Annotated in this window: 9 protein-coding genes; 5 read left to right on the plus strand and 4 right to left on the minus strand. The window is 61.8% G+C overall.

Features of this window, described 5'->3' with window-relative positions; genetic code table 11:
- Window positions 1–3: 3 nt before the first annotated feature.
- Window positions 4–723 (minus strand): hypothetical protein, encoded by a 720-nt coding sequence (locus tag KQ307_RS03770; RefSeq protein WP_259726994.1) that lies wholly within the window; start codon window positions 721–723, stop codon window positions 4–6.
- Between the two features lie 70 nt (window positions 724–793).
- A complete protein-coding gene (locus KQ307_RS03775) occupies window positions 794–4,423 on the minus strand; it encodes a CHAT domain-containing protein (RefSeq protein WP_259726995.1) in 3,630 nt (1,209 codons plus the stop codon).
- 828 nt (window positions 4,424–5,251) lie between these two features.
- Here KQ307_RS03775 and KQ307_RS03780 point away from each other — a divergent pair.
- From KQ307_RS03780 to KQ307_RS03795, 4 genes are all read left to right on the plus strand, one after another.
- The gene (locus KQ307_RS03780) at window positions 5,252–5,947 is read left to right on the plus strand and encodes a Crp/Fnr family transcriptional regulator (RefSeq protein ID WP_259726996.1); all 696 of its coding nucleotides are present in this window, start codon (window positions 5,252–5,254) and stop codon (window positions 5,945–5,947) included.
- A gap of 107 nt (window positions 5,948–6,054) precedes the next feature.
- Entirely contained in the window at window positions 6,055–6,981 is a 927-nt protein-coding gene (locus KQ307_RS03785; RefSeq protein WP_399242089.1) for a transglycosylase SLT domain-containing protein, read from the plus strand.
- A gap of 270 nt (window positions 6,982–7,251) precedes the next feature.
- Window positions 7,252–7,455, plus strand: a complete 204-nt coding sequence (locus tag KQ307_RS03790; protein ID WP_259726998.1) for a hypothetical protein — start codon at window positions 7,252–7,254, stop codon at window positions 7,453–7,455.
- A 170-nt stretch (window positions 7,456–7,625) separates the two neighbouring features.
- The gene (locus tag KQ307_RS03795; RefSeq protein WP_259726999.1) at window positions 7,626–11,963 is read left to right on the plus strand and encodes a choice-of-anchor I family protein; all 4,338 of its coding nucleotides are present in this window, start codon (window positions 7,626–7,628) and stop codon (window positions 11,961–11,963) included.
- 54 nt (window positions 11,964–12,017) lie between these two features.
- Here KQ307_RS03795 and KQ307_RS03800 read toward each other — a convergent pair whose 3' ends face one another.
- The gene (locus KQ307_RS03800; protein WP_259727000.1) at window positions 12,018–15,125 is read right to left on the minus strand and encodes a DEAD/DEAH box helicase; all 3,108 of its coding nucleotides are present in this window, start codon (window positions 15,123–15,125) and stop codon (window positions 12,018–12,020) included.
- Between the two features lie 71 nt (window positions 15,126–15,196).
- A complete protein-coding gene (locus KQ307_RS03805; RefSeq protein WP_259701822.1) occupies window positions 15,197–15,622 on the minus strand; it encodes a hypothetical protein in 426 nt (141 codons plus the stop codon).
- A gap of 74 nt (window positions 15,623–15,696) precedes the next feature.
- Between KQ307_RS03805 and alaS the strand changes: the two genes are divergently transcribed.
- Entirely contained in the window at window positions 15,697–18,486 is a 2,790-nt protein-coding gene (gene alaS, locus KQ307_RS03810) for an alanine--tRNA ligase (RefSeq protein WP_259727001.1), read from the plus strand.
- Window positions 18,487–18,497 lie beyond the last annotated feature (11 nt).

Here is an 18,497-nt window from a genome sequence, read left to right on the forward strand (position 1 = left end):
TGGTCAGGGAACAGGGGTGATTGGACAATCACCACCGATCCAACCGCCTGTTGAATTGAGATTGCCGCCGCCATAGGTAGTGGCTCCCATGACGAATTTACTCACATTCGAATTCCAGTAATAGAGGCCGCTTAGGCATGTACCAGTCTCCATGGCTCGATTGATATAGACGGCATCGTTCGTGCTGGATCCAAACGTAACACGATCTTGTTCGCTTGCAATTCCGGTTGTACTTACGGCAAGGCAATCTATGCTGCCTGTTGCGGCGCAAGAGGGCAGCCTGGTGATGTTTGTTTGGGCAGAGTTACCCAGCACATAGGTAGTGGATCGACGACCACCAACAAAGGTGTTTGAGCTAATGTTGCCCACCATTATATTCGGACCGACAGTAGAACTGCCGTTACCAGTTCCATTCAAGGGGAGGTTCCCAGCCAAGGTAAGTCTCGAAATCTTGCCAGAAATTCCGATAGTAGGATTTGTTGGAGGAGCATCCTGGGGATGCCAGAATACAGTATTTTTTGGCGGTTGACCTAGTGGGTTTTGCCTACAGCTTGGATCGCCTAAATTCGAAGTTTTGCAGATCACGACATTGTTCGGTTGGGCTGCCAACGCCCGTTCCGGCAGGATGACCCAAGCGATCACGATCGCAGCAAGCAGAGTGATACCGCAACGGATCAAGCTTGGAATCAAGGAGGGCAGAGGGAGAGCGTTGGGATGGTTCATGCTATAAAATTGTGAAACTATATTCTCTGAGCAGTTAAAAAAGGTGCTAGTGGATACATCTCATGCATTTTTACCAGGGCCTGCCGGTAAGCAAGGCACCTGCCCAGTAATACGGATGGGTGAGGCCTTGGGAAAATCGCGCCTGATCACTGCGTGAGAGGTCACGGATCAGAACGTGACCGCCAGGCCCGATCAAATCGGATCCGGAGACCCTGATGTCCCCTTGCTGAAAGGCCCGGCGCGTGGCTTGCAGGGCCACGTCCTTGGTCATACCTCTTTGCAGGTAGCGGTAGAACTGGACGAAAAAGGCCGCGTTGCCGACGTCGTCCACCGACCAGAGAGTGCCGAGCCCTGAATGGCCACCGAAGGTCAGGGCCGCTCCAAGCAGGCCAAGCTCACTGCGCTCGTCGCCCAAGGCTGTTCGGCAGGCGCTGAGGCTGACCAGATCCAGCCGATTCGGTGTACGTTTTCCCCCTTGAAAGCTAGCGAGCTTGAGTGTTCCATTGGTGGTGTGGAGGATGCCGAGGCCTGCTGGGCCAGAGCTCAGTTCCGCATGGGTGGCGATGTGGATCTGGGAGTAGTTGGTGTTGTTGATCCGGGCACGAAGCTCGGCCCCATTGAACGCATCATCCAGAAGTAGATCGGAGAGCTCACCGGTCGAGATCTCCCCAAGTTCCTGTTTGACGAGGGGAAGTGGAACCAGGCCCGAACGGAAAAAGCTCGCCCCGGCCAGCAGGATGCGCCGGGGAGCATCTCCTGGATCTGGGGATGGCGTACTGAGATCGGTGAGGCCAAGGGAGGGAGTGATGGTGAGGGCAAAGCGCTGACCGAAAAAGCTGGTTTCCGTGAGGGGAAGGGCGGCAAAGGGGATCGCCTGAAGCTTCCGATCCGCTGAAAGAAGAACCGATGTAATCCGTTCCTTCTCCAACACGGGGAGAACATCCGCCAGCAGGAGTGAGGCGAGCTGACGGCCATCTGGCGTTTGCCCGGCCTGATCGAGCGATTCCATGCGGCTGAACTGTCGCTGCACGTTGCCAATCAGTTGATGGAGGGCCTGCTGGTTGACGCGGTGCTGCCAACCCAGCAACGGACCGTGGGGAGGGATCAACACCACATCGATCAACACCTCACCCGTCGGCAGGGGCCAGGCGTTGAACCTCAGGATGGCTGGGGAATAGGGCGTTCCGGGGCCACCCTCCATCCCCAAAGGGGGAAGAGCCTGATGGCGCCGATCGGCCTCACTCGCCCGCAGGTTTTCCTGCAGCCTGGCCACGCTTGGCACCACGGTGTTTTCACCAGCTTCGAGGCCGAGAGCCTGAATGGTTGTCTTCAGAGCAAGGCTTTCTCCGCGCTCAAAGCTATCCGCCCCTTCGGGAAAACTCAGCAGCCGCACCGTGTTCAACGGTGGGGGCGAGGGCCCCTGAGACGGGATTGGCATCCTCACTGCAACCAGCTTTGCCCCTTCGCTGAGCGAGCCCCCAGCACCCTCAGGTGTTGGCATGTTCATCGTGATCGCTCCACCGCCAAGTGGAGGCTGCACAACAGGGGGAACGGCCGTGAAGGGCGCGGGGGGGAACCACCAGTCACGGGGTGGTGGTTCCCATGGGAAGTCCACCGGATTCAGTGAGGCCGGAGTGTTCGAGGATGCCGACGTGATCGAGGTGGAGGTGCGTTTCTCATCCGGCGTGGTGGTGATCAATGTGATCTTTTGTTCAGGCCGATCAACAATGATTGGGTTGTTGGTGCCCCCCCCAGGCTCAATAACGATGGTGTACCCATTGACCAGGCCTGTCTCACGGCTCTTGTTCACAAGCCCTTCGGTACCGTCCAGAACGGTATCGATCGCCCTACCACCATCGACTTGAATGCCTCCTTGGACTTCCTGAAGAGCGTACCGACGTTCGTCAAAGCCTGCCTGGATTTCCCCGCCAACCTCTTGAGGGGAGCCGATGCTGATCTGCAGGGATCCTCCAGGAGTTTGCAGGAGGCCAGAGACATCGGACAGGGCCGCAGCCGATCGCAGCGTGATGGAGCCGGTTGCTGCAGGATCCAGTGCTGATGCCGTGCGTCCAGTCGTGATGGAGCTGTTGATGGTGTTAATCGCACCAAGGCCTGTGAGAGACACGTGGCCGGCTGGAGCAAGGGTGGCTTGATCACCGCTGATGTTGAACCTGGTGTTGCTGATGGTTTGCGGACCACGGCTGTCGGCCCGAATCGCCCCTTGGAAGCCGAACGGATCGGGCTGAAACGGGTATCCAAGATCTGGGGTGATTGTATTGCTACTGCTCACATCAAGTGTGGCGTTGGTCAAAGCGATACTCGAATTGCTGTAAAGGTCGATCCGGCCCCCTCGGCCGAAGAAGAAATCATTTCTCAGATCCTTGGCGGTGTTGAACAGGGTTCCACCGGTGCGTGCTGTCAGCGTTGATTCCTGGTCGATGGTTACTCCTTTCTGGCTGTCATTCGAGAGAGTGAGGATCTGGATACTGCCGCCGAAGCTTTCAAGCTGACCACCGAGGCTTGGTGAGCTGTCAACATACAGAGTGGAGCGGTCTGTGACATGAATACCTGCTTGTGAAATCAAGCGAATCTTTCCCCCCAAAACAGTAAATCCGGTGTCTCCATCAACGGCATTGTCTGTGCCGTCGGTTCGGTCAGTGAAACGCACTATGGGACCATTTTCCTGGGAATTCACGAATGTGCGGTTCTCCAGTGGTCCGGCGGACGTGTGATACGGGGCATTCAACGTGGAGCCTCGAATGGCGATTCCTCGATCCGTCGAGCTATTGAGGAGGGTGATTTCCCCTCCTGCAAAGTTACTGATTGTCTCCCAGCCGTTTCTCCCTTCGGAGCCTGCTGGGAAATGGTTGCTTTCGGCAATCAGTTGGCTGTTGATCAGATCAATGCCTGCAGTGCTGCTCAACCGCAGATCTCCTGATCCCGCCCCTCCACTGGCGCTCAACAGGGAGTTGGACACGTTGAGGCCTCCGAGGCCTTTGGACTGGAAGGCAACGTTTCCCGCCAGATTGTGCGAGGCGTCGGCACGGGCCACACTGCTGCCGAACTCAATGCCACCATCAGCAGCCAGCACTACAGTGCCGCTGGTGTCTGTGAGTTGAATCGCGCTGCGCGGCAGAGCTGGATTCTGCTCCATGAGCGGTGTCAGAATTTGGGAAGCGTTTAGAGACGATCCATCAACAAGGATGTCGCCCTTGGAGAACAGGCCGATCAGCGGGTCAGGGTCAGGTTTGATAAGCGTCGCCCCGCTATCGAATACGACGGAGGTGATGGGAGAGACTAGGTCTTCGAGTGTGTAAACACCCACATCCAAGCTGCTGTTTACCACGGATAACGGTTGGGCTGGGTCGAGGCTTTCCAGGCGGATCAATCCCTTCGGCGCCAGCAGCCTGCTGTTTTCAGTCACCGAAACCGTGCCGGCCCGCAGGAACAATTGCTTGCCCTCCAGGATTGAACGCTGCAACTGAAGGGCATCGATCGCCTGGAGGTCGATGGCCCCTCGTTGGCCGGGCTGGCCGGACGTCAACTGGATGTCGTTCAGCTCGATCTGCTGGGCGCCGAGCTGCAATCGATCGAGACCGGCATCGGTGCGAGGCAGGGAACCCGCCGCGAGCAGGCTGTTGCCGCCGGCCTCGCTGCGAATGGCACCGTTGCCGGCCTCCAGAATCAGGGACCGGTCCACCGTCAACCGACCACCGGCCAACACGATCGACCCATTGGTTGTCCCCAACCCAAGGCTGTCCAGGGTTCCCAAACTCGTTTTGAGCGCCTGCCAGCTCAGCTCCGGCGGTGCGCTCAGGGCACCAGCCGCGGTGGCATCGGTACCAACGGCATCGAAAAAGCCACTGGCACCTAGCTTCAGTCCTGTGGAGGTGGAGAGCAGCAGATTCGTGGTGTTCTGCACCTTGGCCCCAGGCCCCAGCCAGATGCCGCCGGGTGAGAGCCAGAACAGATTGGCCGGGGCCGAGAGACTCAGCGTCTTGTCGAGAAAGGTGCCGAGCCGGTCGCTGACCCCCACGATTACATTGGCGCGTCCCTGGGTATCGATCCCCACCCCGTTGATCCCGCCGCGGGTGTCGAACTGGCGGAAGCGATGAAACAGATTGGGGCCTGCCGCCGTGCCGCCGCCAACGCTGCAGAAACCGCTGCTGCAACGGCCTTCAGTGGCACCGTTCACCCGGGTGCCCAGCCCCCCCCCGACCACGTCGGCGATGGCTGCATGGGGGAAGAGCAAAAGGGTGACCACCCCGATCTGGAATCGTCCGACTCCCCGGATGCCCTTAGCAGTCTGCTTCAGACGCATCACTGGACCAAGAAACGATGTCCTGGGTCATTGGAGCAACTCCCGGTCGGGGTCGTTGTGATCCAGATCACAGATCGAGCGGACATGCCATCTTAGGGTCCAATCCTGAACTTCCATCCCGCATCTGGCGATGTCACCGAAGGAATTGATCAACCCGCTTTGATGTCTGGACAGTGATTGGTTCCTGAATCACCAGGCGAGGGCCGGATGGTTACGCAAAGCCCCACCAAAGCTTCTGATCTTGCCGAAATCCCCCTGTTCGCCTTGCTCAGCGAACAGCAACGGCAAAGGCTGTTGGAGCAACACCGGGGGGTCACCTTTGCCGCTGACCAGATGCTGATGCTGGATCAGGATGAATCCCAGGGCCTGATCCTTCTGCGCAATGGCATCGCCAAGGTCCGCCGTCTCAACAACGATGGCGAGGAGGCCGTGCTCTCCCTCCTCGGCCCGGGTGATGTGTGTGGGGAAATGGCTGTTCTCAACAACGGCCGCCGCTCAGCCGATGTCGTCAGCCTCACGCAATGTGAAGCCGTTTTCCTGCGGGTCAGTCCCTTTCGCGAACTCCTGAACAGTGAACCCAGGCTTTCCCTCGCCTTGGCCAGGCTTGAAGCCAGGCGGTTGCAGGATCTCAACCGTCGTTTCACCTTGCGCGGAGCTGATGCCACGACCCGCCTGCTTGCCACGCTCTGCGACATCGCAGTGCGGACACACCAGGGCGCCGACCCCACAGCGGTCATTCCTCCCCTTCCGCATCGTGAGCTAGCGTCCCTATCCGGTTTGGCCCGAGAGACCACATCACGCATCCTTAGCAAGTTGCGTCAACGCGGCATCATTGAGGAAGTGCATGGTGGCGGCCTCAAGATCATCAACAGTGAGACCCTGCATAAGCGGAACTTGCTCTAGCACGGGTACCATTTAATCCCATAACTTTCGTTCGCCTCATCACGATGAGAAGGCCTTCCGCCAGGTTGTTAGGCGCTGTCCTTGGAGGAGGGGCATTGATGCTGACAATGGGCTTGGCCGTCTGCCCAGCGCCGTTCATCCCCAAGACCGCTGTGGTTAAAGATGCCACCGCATTTTTGCTGCCCGCTGATCCGGCCCGGCCCAGGGATGCCAGCGGCCGCCAGTACCCCCTTGTTCCCACCGATCCGGCCGAGCTGGCGACCCTGCTGGCTGGCGTGGAGGAGGCCCTGCGCTCGCCGCAGACCCCCGCCGCCGAGCTGCCGGGCCTCGGCCATCAGCAGCAGGTGATCTATCGGGTTCTCTCACACCAGGAAACCCGCTCGCAACAGGTGCGCCGCTTCCTTCCCGCCGCCTGGCTGAGCACCTACGACCGGCATCTGGTGGCGCGGCGGGCCTTTCTGGCCATGCATCGCCGGGGCCGCAAGCCCACGACCCTGCCGGCCTGGCGGATCATCCAACCAGAGCCAGCCGAAGCCCTGATCGGCTACTACAAGAAAGCCGAGACGGCCACCGGCATCGCCTGGGAGGTGCTGGCGGCGGTGAACCTGGTGGAATCGGGGATGGGCCGCATCGATGGGGTGTCGGTGGCCAACGCCCAGGGGCCGATGCAGTTTCTGCCCACCACCTGGAGCCAGGCGGGCATCGGCAAGGGGAGCATCCGCGATCCCCACGACGCCATCCAGGCCGCGGCGCGCTACCTCGTTCGCCGGGGAGGCCTCAAGGACATCCGCAAGGGACTCTGGGGCTACAACAACAGCGACAACTACGGCATCGCCGTGCTCACCTACGCCTCCCTGATCCAGGAGGACCCCAGGGCCTATGTGGGGCTCTACAACTGGGACATCCACTTCGGCTCCGCTGCCGGCGACATCTGGTTGCCGGTTGGCTACGACCAGCCCCGCCCGATCGAGGTGGCCACTTTCCTGAAGCGGTTTCCGGCCAGTGCTCCGCCACCCGGCTCCTCGGGCTACTGACCCTGCCGGCTCCCGACTCTTTACCGGTCGGCCGCAGCCGAAAAGTGGTGGTTCTGCCGGCAGATTCAACCGAGACAACTCGCTGACAGCCAATCGCATCTCAGCTGGGTAATGGTTCAAAAAGGCAATGCGTACCAAGCCCCGCACAGGCAATCATCTTCTCCCTGAAGACTGATCAGCAGATGGGGTTCAAGCTCAGCACAACCGGCCCGCTGGCATGGGTCAGTCGGGGCGCCACCAATGGATGGCTCCACCGAGTGGCAATGATCAATGTTACCAATCCAGGCAGCAACAGAAGAGAGCAATGGCCCGGCATTGATATCAGATGCAGCGACTAATATTTCAGTCCAGGGAAAGACCATTGACTCGCTGAAAGAAGTGTTGATCATCGCTCAAAAAGTAACAGCCAGGTCGACAGCAAACCCAACTGGCGAAAACCCACTTGATCTTGATGGCCAAGAATCCTCTTCATGATTGCGCCCGACACCGGGGCCTCTGATAAGCCACGAGTTCGTCATGGACCTCAGAAAACGAACAGGCAAGCCGAGGCACAGATCCTTCGATCAACAGCATAGATAGATAGGCAGGATTGACAAGAACTTAATGCCCACTTAACGGGTTCTTGTTCTCTATGGCTGAAAGGCATGTCATGGTCCAACCAGCTTGTAACGACTCTGACCATGCCAACTGCCGCCATCCCAGTTGTGCTCCCTACGAATGCGTTGCGCATACTTCCGATTGGCACGACAGCCTTGGCAGGCGCCGAGATCTCTGCCTTCGACCCTGGCAGCGATCGCCTCTTCGTCACCTCGAGCAGCGGTCTTCAGGTCGTCGACTTGAGCGATCCAACCGCACCCAACTTGATTGCCCTGATCAACTTCACGACACTCGGCTTCGCCAGTACAGATATCACTTCCGTTGCAGTGAAGGAGGGAATCGTAGCCGTGGCTCTGCCTGCGTTGGACAAGGGCGAAAACGGTCAGGTCGTGCTGCTGAATGCCACAGATGGCAGCCTGATCACCAGCGTAGATGTCGGCCCGTTGCCAGACATGCTGACTTTCACACCGGATGGCACCAAGCTGCTGGTCGCCAATGAGGGTGAATTCCTCAGCAACGGTACGGCCGGCGGTGCGGGCTCAGTCTCGATCATCACGCTGAACGGCACCAACTCCACTGAGGTGACCGTCGACTTCACCGCCTTCAACGGTCAGGAAACAGCTCTGCGAGCGGCGGGCGTGCGCATCTTTGCCGGGCAATCAGTTTCACTCGACGTGGAGCCCGAGTACATCGCCATTTCGGCCGATGGAAGCACGGCCATGGTGACCCTGCAGGAAGCTAATGCAGTGGCGATCCTCGATATTACGACGGCCACTTTCACCGAAATCGTGCCACTGGGAAGCAAGAGTTACGCAGGTCTCTTTACTGATTTCTCCGATCGTGACGGGCCTGAAAATAGCAATCTGATCAATCTGACATCCAGCAATCCAGTCTCTGGCCTTTACATGCCCGATGCAATCGATAGTTACCAGGTTGGGAGTTTAAGCTATTTCGTGATCGCGAACGAGGGCGATGACCGTGACGACTTTCTGAATCCGGACGAAACCATTCGCCTGGGCAACTCCAGCTACGATCTCGATGACACTATCTTTCCAGATGAGGCCTTACTGAAAGCCAACACTGATCTGGGCCGCCTTACAGTGTCGAATGCGCCTGGGCTTCGCGGCGATCTTGACAACGACGGCGACATCGATCAGATCCTTACCTATGGCGCACGATCCTTTTCGATCCTTGATGAAAATGGGGCAATAGTATTCGATAGCGGTGACATGATTGAGCGAATCATCGCTACCGAATTTCCCGGCAGCTTCGACGACGCTCGGAGCGATAACAAGGGACCCGAGCCAGAGGGCATCGAAATTGCAACCATTGCCGACAGAACTTACGCCTTCGTCGGGCTCGAACGCTCCAACATCACACTTGCCTTTGATATAACAAATCCCAATGAAGTGAGCTATACCGCCTCAGCATTGAGGCCCGGTGATGTCAGCCCAGAGGGTCTGCTGGTCATCGCCGCCGAGGACAGCCCAACCGGCTCTGCCTTGCTGGTTACCAGCAACGAGGTCAGCAACACACTCTCCATCTTCAGCGTGGCGCCAAACTTCCGCCTGCAACTCCTGCACTTTGCCGATGGGGAGGCGGGGCTGTTGGCTGCCGAGACGGCACCAAATCTGGCTGCACTGGTCGATGCATTCGACGACGATTACGTCAATACGCTGATACTGGCAGGCGGCGACAACTACATTCCAGGCCCATTCTTCGCCGCCGGTACCGATCCGACCGTCTCAGCTACACACAACAGGGGCGACAACCCCGGCGCCGCCGACATCGAAATCCACAATCGCATCGGTGTGCAGGCCTCGACCATCGGCAACCACGAGTTTGATTTCGGCACGCGCGTCTTCAGCGATATCGTCGCTGACGCTGCCTTCCCCTATCTCTCCTCCAACCTCGACTTCACGGGTGACAGAGACATCGTGGCCCGCTTCCAGGAGACGGTAGCCGTGGGTGGACTCGAGGAAGCCGCAAGCCTCGCGAGCAAGATTGTGCCCTCAACTGTGGTGACGTCCGGCGGCGAGCAGATCGGCCTGGTCGGTGCCACGACACAGATCATCGAGACCATCTCCTCCACAGGCAATGTCGAGGTGAAGGGCTTCGCGGAAGGAACCGAGGCCAACAACATGGTGTTGCTCGCGGCGCAACTTCAGCCTGTGATCGACGATCTGATCGCACAGGGTGTCAACAAGATCATCGTGATGGCGCATCTCCAGCAGATCGCCCTCGAACAGGAGTTGGCCACCCTTCTGCGCGGCGTGGACATCATCCTGGCAGCCGGCTCCAACACCCGGCTTGGTGACGAAACTGATCAAGCCGTGCTCTTCCCAGGCCATGCTGCGGATTTTGCGAACACCTATCCCATTGTCGCCACGGGCGCAGATGGAGGTACGACGTTGATCGTCAACACGGACAACGAATACACCTATCTCGGCCGCCTCGTCGTGGACTTCGACGAGGCGGGCAAGATCATCGTTGAAAGCCTCGACAAGGACATCAACGGCGCCTATGCCTCGACCACTGAAAACGTGGCAGCGGCCTGGGGCGTCGATGCCGCCGATCTCGCCACGACAGCCTTTGCCGAAGGAACCAAAGGTGAGCAGGTGGCTGAAATCACCGAGGCCGTGCATGCAGTGATTGAAGCGAAGGACGGCAACCTCTTCGGCTTCACTGACGTCTATCTCGAAGGTGAGCGCAACCTCGTGCGCAACCAGGAGACCAACCTCGGCAACCTCAGCGCCGACGCCAACAAAGCGGCAGCAGAAGCGGCCCTCGTCGGGGGCACGATCGTGGCCTCGCTGAAGAACGGTGGCGGCATCCGAACCGCAATCGGCTCTGTGGAAGTCGGTTCGGGCGACAAGAACCCGCCTCTGGCGAACCCCGGTGCAGGCAAGACGGAGGGCGGCATCTCGCAGCTTGACATCGAGAACTCGCTCCGATTCAACAACCTGCTGATCGTGTTCGACACCGACGCGGCGGGCCTCAAGGCCATTCTCGAACACAGTGTTGCGGTGCTCGGCAACCAGGGCCGCTTCCCGCAGATCGGTGGAATCAGCTTTTCCTTTGACCCCGACCTTGCCGCTGGATCGCGCATTACCAGCATCGCTGCAATCGCTGCAGATGACACGGTAATCGCCCGCCTCGTTGAGAATGGTGAAGTCAGCATTGATGCGCCGAGCAGCATCAGTGTCGTCACACTGAATTTCCTTGCCAATGGAGGCGATGGCTACCCGATCAAGGCAAACGGTCATAACTTCCGATATCTCCTGGCAGATGGCACCATCAGTTCTGCCATCGATGAGACACTCGATTTCACAGCCAGCTCGACATTCACAACGGTTGGTCAAAGCGCTCTAACGATCCTGGGAGAGCAAAAGGCTTTTCAGACCCATCTTCTCGCCGAATATGGCAGTCCAGCCACGGCCTTCGACCAGGCTGACACGCCAGCGAATCTTGACCAGAGAATTCAGAATCAAATCTTCACTGCTGATACAATCTTCACAGGTTCCACCTACGAAGCCACGGCTGGATCTGATGTCTTCAGCGGCACTGCAGCCGATGACAGCTTCTTCGGTGGCGCCGGTAGTGATCAATTCCTGGGTGGGGCTGGCAATGATCAGATGGATGGCGGCAACGATGACGACCAGTTACTGGGAGGGCTCGGGAATGACCAGCTCATTGGTGGGAACGGCAGTGACCTGATCCTTGGCAATTCTGGCGACGACTCGATCTTCGGGGGAACAGGAAATGACTGGCTCCTCGGTGGAGAGGGGAAAGACTTTCTATACACAAGTTTCTTTGCAGGCACAGCACCATCGACAGAAGTCGCCTCATCGAGTGCCTTCGGTGAAGGCGGTGATGACACGATCATTGCCAATGGCAAAGACTTTGGATTTGGCGGAGATGGGAACGACCTTCTCTATTCCACGACCGAAAATGCAGTTAGCTTTTTCGGGGGGAGCGGCGATGACAACCTGATTGGCAACCAAGGAAATGATATCTTACTCGGCCAAGAGGGATCAGATGTATTGATCGGTAACCAGGGAAATGATATCCTGCTTGGTGACATGGGATCAGACGTTCTGATTGGTAACCAGGGAAATGATGTTCTTTACGGAGGAGATGGGCTTGATTTCTTCGACTTGCGAAACGACATCGTTGCCAACGAGTTTGATTATATCGCTGACTGGTCTGTGGGCGGAACACCTGAACTGATCATAGTGCCAATAGCTATCCAGTCTTTCACACAGTTTCATCAGGTTGGATCAGGATCAGTGATTCTGGCTCAACTCGGCGGCGGAAGTTCCTATTACAGCTACGTTGCCAATTCTGTCGTTACCAACGTCCAGGCTCACACCGCTTTTCTCTGATCAGCGCCGGCGCTGGATAGCGACAGAGCACTGGGCGGCTCTGTCGCTATCCGGTCACTCGTCGAGCGCCACCAGATCGCGGAGCTGACCGGGGTCGAGCCCGCCCAGCCACTCCTCTCCTGAACCCACGATGTCTTCGGCGAGACGGGCCTTCTCGCGGATCATGCGGTCGATCTTCTCCTCCACCGAGCCGCTGGTGATGAACTTGTGCACCAGCACCCGGTTGGTCTGGCCGATCCGGTAGGCCCGATCGGTGGCCTGGTTCTCCACGGCCGGATTCCACCAGCGGTCGATGTGGAACACATGGCTGGCCCGGGTGAGGTTGAGGCCCACACCGCCGGCCTTCAGCGAGAGCAGGAACAGCTGCGGGCCGCGCGGGTCGTCCTGGAAGCGATCCACCATCGCCTGGCGTTCGTTCTTGCTGGTGCTGCCGTAGAGAAAGGGCACCTCCTGACGGAAGCGCTGTTGCAGGTGGGCCTGGAGCAGATGTCCCCATTCGGCGAACTGGGTGAACAGCAGGGCCCGATCACCGGCTTCAATCACCTCTTCGACGATTTCATCGAGCCGTTGCAACTTGGCGGAGCGGGCTCCGAAACCCTCACCCACTTCCGATTCCTTGAGAGCCAGGGCCGGGTGGTTGCAGATCTGCTTGAGCCTGGTGAGCAGGCCAAGAACCTGGCCGTGCTTCTGGCCGAGGGGCGCGCGGGCGATCGCCTCAAGGGTTTCATCGACGGTGGTGCGATAGAGCCTGGTCTGCTCCGGGGTCAGGCCCACCCATTCCCGCAACTCAACTTTTTCGGGCAGGTCGGAGATGATCGAGCGGTCGGTTTTGAGCCGGCGCAGGATGAAAGGCCCCACCCTTGCCTTGAGATCCCGCAGCGATGCGGTGTCGCCGTAGCGCTCGATCGGCAACCGGTAGCGCTGGCGGAAGAACTCCTCCTCGCCGAGCACCTTCGGGTTGAGAAAGTCCATCAACGCCCAGAGTTCGCTGACCCTGTTCTCCACAGGGGTACCGGTGAGGGCGATCCGGAAGCGGCCGCCACCACCCTGCTTGCCGCAGCGGGCCAGTTCCCTCGCCGCCAGGGACTGCTTGGCGGCGGGATTCTTGATCGCCTGGGCCTCGTCGATCACCGTTCCCTGCCAGTCCATCGAGGCCAGCAGCGTGCTGTCACGCTGCAGTAGCCCATAGCTGGTGAGCACCAGATCCACACCCTCCAGGGTCTTGGCCAGGGCCGCCGGCGTGGAGGGCCGCTTCGGACCGTAGTGCTCCAGCACCGTGAGTTCCGGGGTGAAGCCCGCCGCCTCCCGCTTCCAGTTGGTGAGCACCGAGGTGGGAGCCACCAGCAGCACCGGGCGTTTCAGTTCCTGCTCAGCCTTGAGGTGCTGCAGAAAGGCGAGCAACTGGATCGTCTTGCCCAGCCCCATGTCATCGGCGAGGCAGGCCCCCTGATCGAAGCGATGCAGGAAAGCCAGCCAGCCGAGGCCCCGTTCCTGGTAGGGGCGCAACTGGCCGGCGAAGCCGGCCGGGGCGGGCAGGGGATCAGGAGCCTTCTGCTGGTGGTATTGCTCCAGCACCGCCTGCAGCCTGGGGCCGGCCGTGAAGCGGTGCACCGGCAGACGCTGCAGGGTTTCGCCTTCGTTACCGGTCAGCCGCAGGGCGTCATCGAGGCTGAGGGCGGGATCGAGGGCGCAGAACTTCTCGGCATTGCGGAGATCACCCGGTCGCAACTCGATCCAGACCCCCTTGTGCTGCACCAGCGGGCTGCGTTTGCCGGCCAGCCGCTCCAGATCCCTGAGGGTGAGGGTGACACCGCCGATCATCAGCTCCCAGCGCCACTGCAGCGTTTCGCCGAGGCTGAAACCCCGCGACGTCGCCGGCAGCTCGGCTTCGATCGAGAGCCCCAGGCGGCTGGCCAGGCCACCGCTGAGGCTGGCCGGCAGCAGCACCCCAACGCCCACGTCCCGCAACCGGGCTGCGGCGGTGCGCACCAGCACGAAGGCCTCGGCCGGGGCCAGCTGCATCCGCTGGGGTGTGGCGGCATCGAGGCCCCGCTCAAGCGGCTCGAACACCTGCAGGGCCCGGCCGAGACCCTCCAGCAGCAGCTCACCGGGCTGGGGAATGGTGACCTCACCGAGCTGAAGATTGGTTTCACCGGCGGCCCAGACCGCTGCCGCCGGCAAGGTCAGGCTGGGATCCGACTCGGCCTGAAGACAGAAGCGCAGCTCCCAGAGCTCATCGCCCTCCGCAGGCGTGTCCAGCTCCAGGCAGGCCCGGGCCGGGGCCAACCGGCCGGCCACCGCCTCCCGCCAGTGGTGCGTGGTGGTGCTCAGCCTCTCCACCTCCTCGGCTGAAAGCCGCAGCTCCCCCTTGCCGGGGCCCAGGGCCTGCTGCCAGGCCGCCAGCAACGGATCCAGGCCATCAACGCTGGGGCTGAAGCCACAGCGCAGCTGGGCGTCCACCAGACGGGAGAGGATCTCCACCAGCCGCAACCGCCCTGAGCCCGGACGCCAGCAGGCCAGGGGAGGGGTGCCGTTGGTGAGGGGACCGCGCCAGAGGGCGGCCACCGCCACCTGGGGCAGCCGGGTGGCCAGATCCTCCAGCCGGCGCCGGTCGTCCTGACGGTTGAGCAGGGGAAGCCACTGGGCCCGGCCCTCCTCCACCTGGGGCAACCAGCGCCCCCTGGCGATCAGGCTGAGGCTCCAGCGCTGCAGATGGCTCCACCAGCGCAGTTCATCGGCCAGGTCGGGATGGTTGCCGGAGAGGGGCAGACGCTCCAGCCAGAGCGAGGCGGCGGCTGGATCCAGCCAGAGGCCCTCCACCTGCCAGGGCCACCACTCCACCTGTTTCGGGATCGGTTCGCCGGCCTGCAGGGGCAGCCCGCTCCAGCCGGCCATCTCATCCTGCTTCCGGCCCCGGGAGCTCTGACGGCGACTGGGCAGGCTGAGGCAGGCGGTGGCGGGCCGGAAGGATTCGGTCCAGAGATCCCACTCCTCCAGCCAGGCCCCCAGATCGTCCTGATCGAGGCTGAGCGGATGGGCCAGGGGCGCGTTGGTGGGGGTGGCCGGGCCGGCCACGCGCCAGGTATCGGCCCAGAGCAGCAGACCGGCGACCGCCATTCCGCTGGCGTCGGCCGGTAGCCAGGTGGCGTGCAGAAGGCTCATCGCCGAGGCGCGGCCAGGTACGGATCGGCGCCATCATCTCCGATCGCCGGCCCCGGGGCCAGATGAGCCGCTCAGGACGGCCGGCATGGCCGCATCGCCGGGAAAAGACGCACTCCGGCCTGCAGCAGCAGGGCACCGCCCACCAGGGGCAGCCAGCGCGGCCACCAGTCGCGCAGCAGCTGAAGCACCAGGCTGGAGAAGCCCCCGGGCAGATTCCCCGCCGCCGTGAGGGCCGGCTCGGCGGACACCCCCAGGCTCAGCAGTCCGCAGACAGCCCCGATCAGACCGGCCTGGAGATGGCCGTCGTCGGGGTCGACCCGCTGGAGGTGAAAGGCCAGCAGCCCATAGAAGAACCCACTGCCACCGGCCCTGAGGGCTGGCTCCAGACCGAAGGCCAGGCCGATGCCCATGGCGCCGGCGGCGGCCAGCAGGGCCCAGCCGATCGAGCGCAGCCGCAGCAGCCGGCGGTCCTCTGCAGGCGTCAAAGGAGTGGGCACGGCGGGGCGCAAGCGGGTCGGGACCTGTCCTGGGCGATCATGCCTTCTTCAGAGGTGTCACGCCGCATCGGGTCATGGCAGTTGCTTCTTCTTCAAGTGGCGCGGCCGCCAGCCACCCCAGGCCCCGCAGCGGCGCCGAGATCCGCGAAGCCTTCCTGGCCTTCTACGAGCAGCGGGGCCACCGGCGCCTGCCCAGCAGCTCCCTGGTGCCGGACGATCCCACCGTGCTGCTGACGATCGCCGGCATGCTGCCGTTCAAGCCGGTCTTCCTGGGTCAGGCGGAGCGGCCGGCAGCTCGGGCCACCACCGCTCAGAAATGCATCCGCACCAACGACATCGAGAACGTGGGCCGCACGGCACGGCACCACACCTTCTTCGAGATGCTCGGCAATTTCTCGTTCGGGGATTACTTCAAGGCGGAGGCGATCAGCTGGGCCTGGGAACTCTGCACCAAGGAGTTCGGCCTGGATCCCGGGCGGCTTGTGGTGAGTGTCTTCCGTGACGACGACGAAGCGGAGACGATCTGGCGCGATGCCATCGGCGTAGACCCGAACCGGATCATTCGCATGGATGAAGCCGACAACTTCTGGGTGTCGGGTCCGACCGGCCCCTGCGGCCCCTGCTCGGAGATCTACTACGACTTCCACCCCGAACGTGGTGACGCGGCCATTGATCTCGACGACGACAGCCGTTTCATCGAGTTCTACAACCTTGTGTTCATGCAGTCCAACCGCGACGCCGCAGGCACGCTGACGCCGCTGGCGAACCGCAACATCGACACCGGCATGGGGCTGGAGCGCATGGCCCAGATCCTGCAGGGCGTGCCGAACAACTACGAAACCGATCTGATCTTCCCGCTGATCGAAACAGCCGCGGCCCTGGCTGGTGTGGATTATCACCAGCTCGACGCAAAAAGGCAGACCTCGCTCAAGCTGATCGGCGACCACAGCCGCGCCATCACCCAGTTGATCGGCGATGGCGTCACCGCCTCGAATCTCGGTCGTGGCTACATCCTGCGCCGCCTGTTGCGCCGGGTGGTGCGCCACGGTCGCCTGCTGGGGATCGAGCAGCCGTTCCTGGCCGCGATGGGTGCGGCGGCGATCAGCCTGATGGCCCCTGCCTACCCCCAGCTGCTGGAGCGCCGTGACCTGATCACCGCAGAACTGGTGCGGGAAGAGGCCCGTTTCCTCGAAACCCTCGAGCGGGGCGAAAAGCTCCTGAGCGAGCTGCTGGCCGCCAGCCCCAGCCGGATCAGTGGAGCGCAGGCCTTCGAGCTCTACGACACCTTCGGCTTCCCCCTGGAGCTCACCGAGGAGATCGCCGCCGAGCATGGCCTCACCGTGGACCTGGAGGGCTTCGAAGCGGCGATGGTGGCCCAGCGCCAGCGGGCCAAGGCGGCGGCGGTGAGCCTGGATCTCACCCTGCAGGGGGCGATCGAGGCGATCGGCTCGGAACTGCCCGACACCCATTTCAACGGCTACGACGGGCTCGATCACCCCAGCCAGGTGATCGCCCTGGTCACGAACGGTGAACCAGCCAGCCAGGCGGTTGCCGGAGACAGCGTGCAGGTGGTCCTCGACGTCACACCGTTCTATGGGGAGTCGGGCGGCCAGATCGGCGACCGTGGACTGCTCACCGAAGAGGGTTCCGGTTCAGCCGATCCCGGTCCAGATCCCAGTCCAGATCACAGTCTCGATCCCGGTCCAGATCAAGGTGCCGATCACGGCTTGATCGTCAGGATCGAATCGGTGGCGAAGAACCGCAAACTGTTCGTGCACCATGGCCGGATCGAACGGGGCCGCCTTTGCCTCGGTGACAGGGTGCTGGCCCGGGTTGATCGGGCCTGCCGCCGCCGTGCCCAGGCCCACCACACCGCCACCCACCTGCTGCAGGCGGCCCTCAAACAGGTGGTGGATCCGGCGATCGCCCAGGCCGGTTCGCTGGTCGACTTCGATCGACTGCGTTTCGACTTTCACTGCCCCCGCGCCGTGACCCCCGCCGAGCTGGAGCGAATCGAAGCGCTGATCAATGGCTGGATCGCGGACGCCCATGAGCTGGAGGTGCAGGAGATGGAGCTGGAGCGGGCCCGCTCCGCCGGCGCTGTGGCGATGTTCGGCGAGAAGTACGACGCCCGGGTGCGGGTGGTGGACGTACCCGGCGTCTCGATGGAGCTCTGCGGCGGCACCCACGTGGCCAACACCGCCGAGATCGGCCTGTTCAAGATCACCTCTGAAGTCGGGGTGGCGGCTGGAGTCCGTCGTATCGAAGCGGTGGCAGGCCCGGCCGTGCTCGCCTACCTCAACGCCCGCGATGCGGTGGTGAAGCAGCTGGGCGAACGCTTCAAGGCCCAGCCCGGCGAAATCGTGGCCAGGGTGGCCGCTCTGCAGGAGGAGCTCAAGGCCAACGGCAAGGCCCTGGCCGAGGCCCGTGGCGAGCTGGCCCTGGCCAAGGCGGCGGCGCTGCTGGGCCAGGCCGAACCCGTCGGGGAGTTCCAGCTGCTGGTGGCGCGGCTGGACGGGGTGGATGCCGGACCGCTGCAGACGGTGAGCCAGCAACTGCAGGAGCGCCTCGGCGGTGGGGCGGCCGTGCTGCTGGGCGGCGTGCCGGATCCAGGCGAAGCCGACAAGCTTTCTCTGGTGGCCGCCTTCGGCCAGCAGGTGATCGCCAGGGGCCCCAAGGCCGGTGTCTTCATCGGCACGATCGCCAGGCTCTGCGGTGGTGGCGGTGGCGGCAGGCCCAACCTGGCCCAGGCTGGTGGGCGCGATGCGGCCGCCCTCGATGGCGCACTCGCCGAGGCCCGCAGCACCCTGAAAGCCCTGTTGGGCGAGAGCGGTGGCCAGCCCGAAGGCCAGGAAGCACGGTAACAACCGTTACA

It is taken from the genome of Synechococcus sp. CS-1326, from assembly GCF_025128115.1.
GTDB lineage: Bacteria > Cyanobacteriota > Cyanobacteriia > PCC-6307 > Cyanobiaceae > Regnicoccus.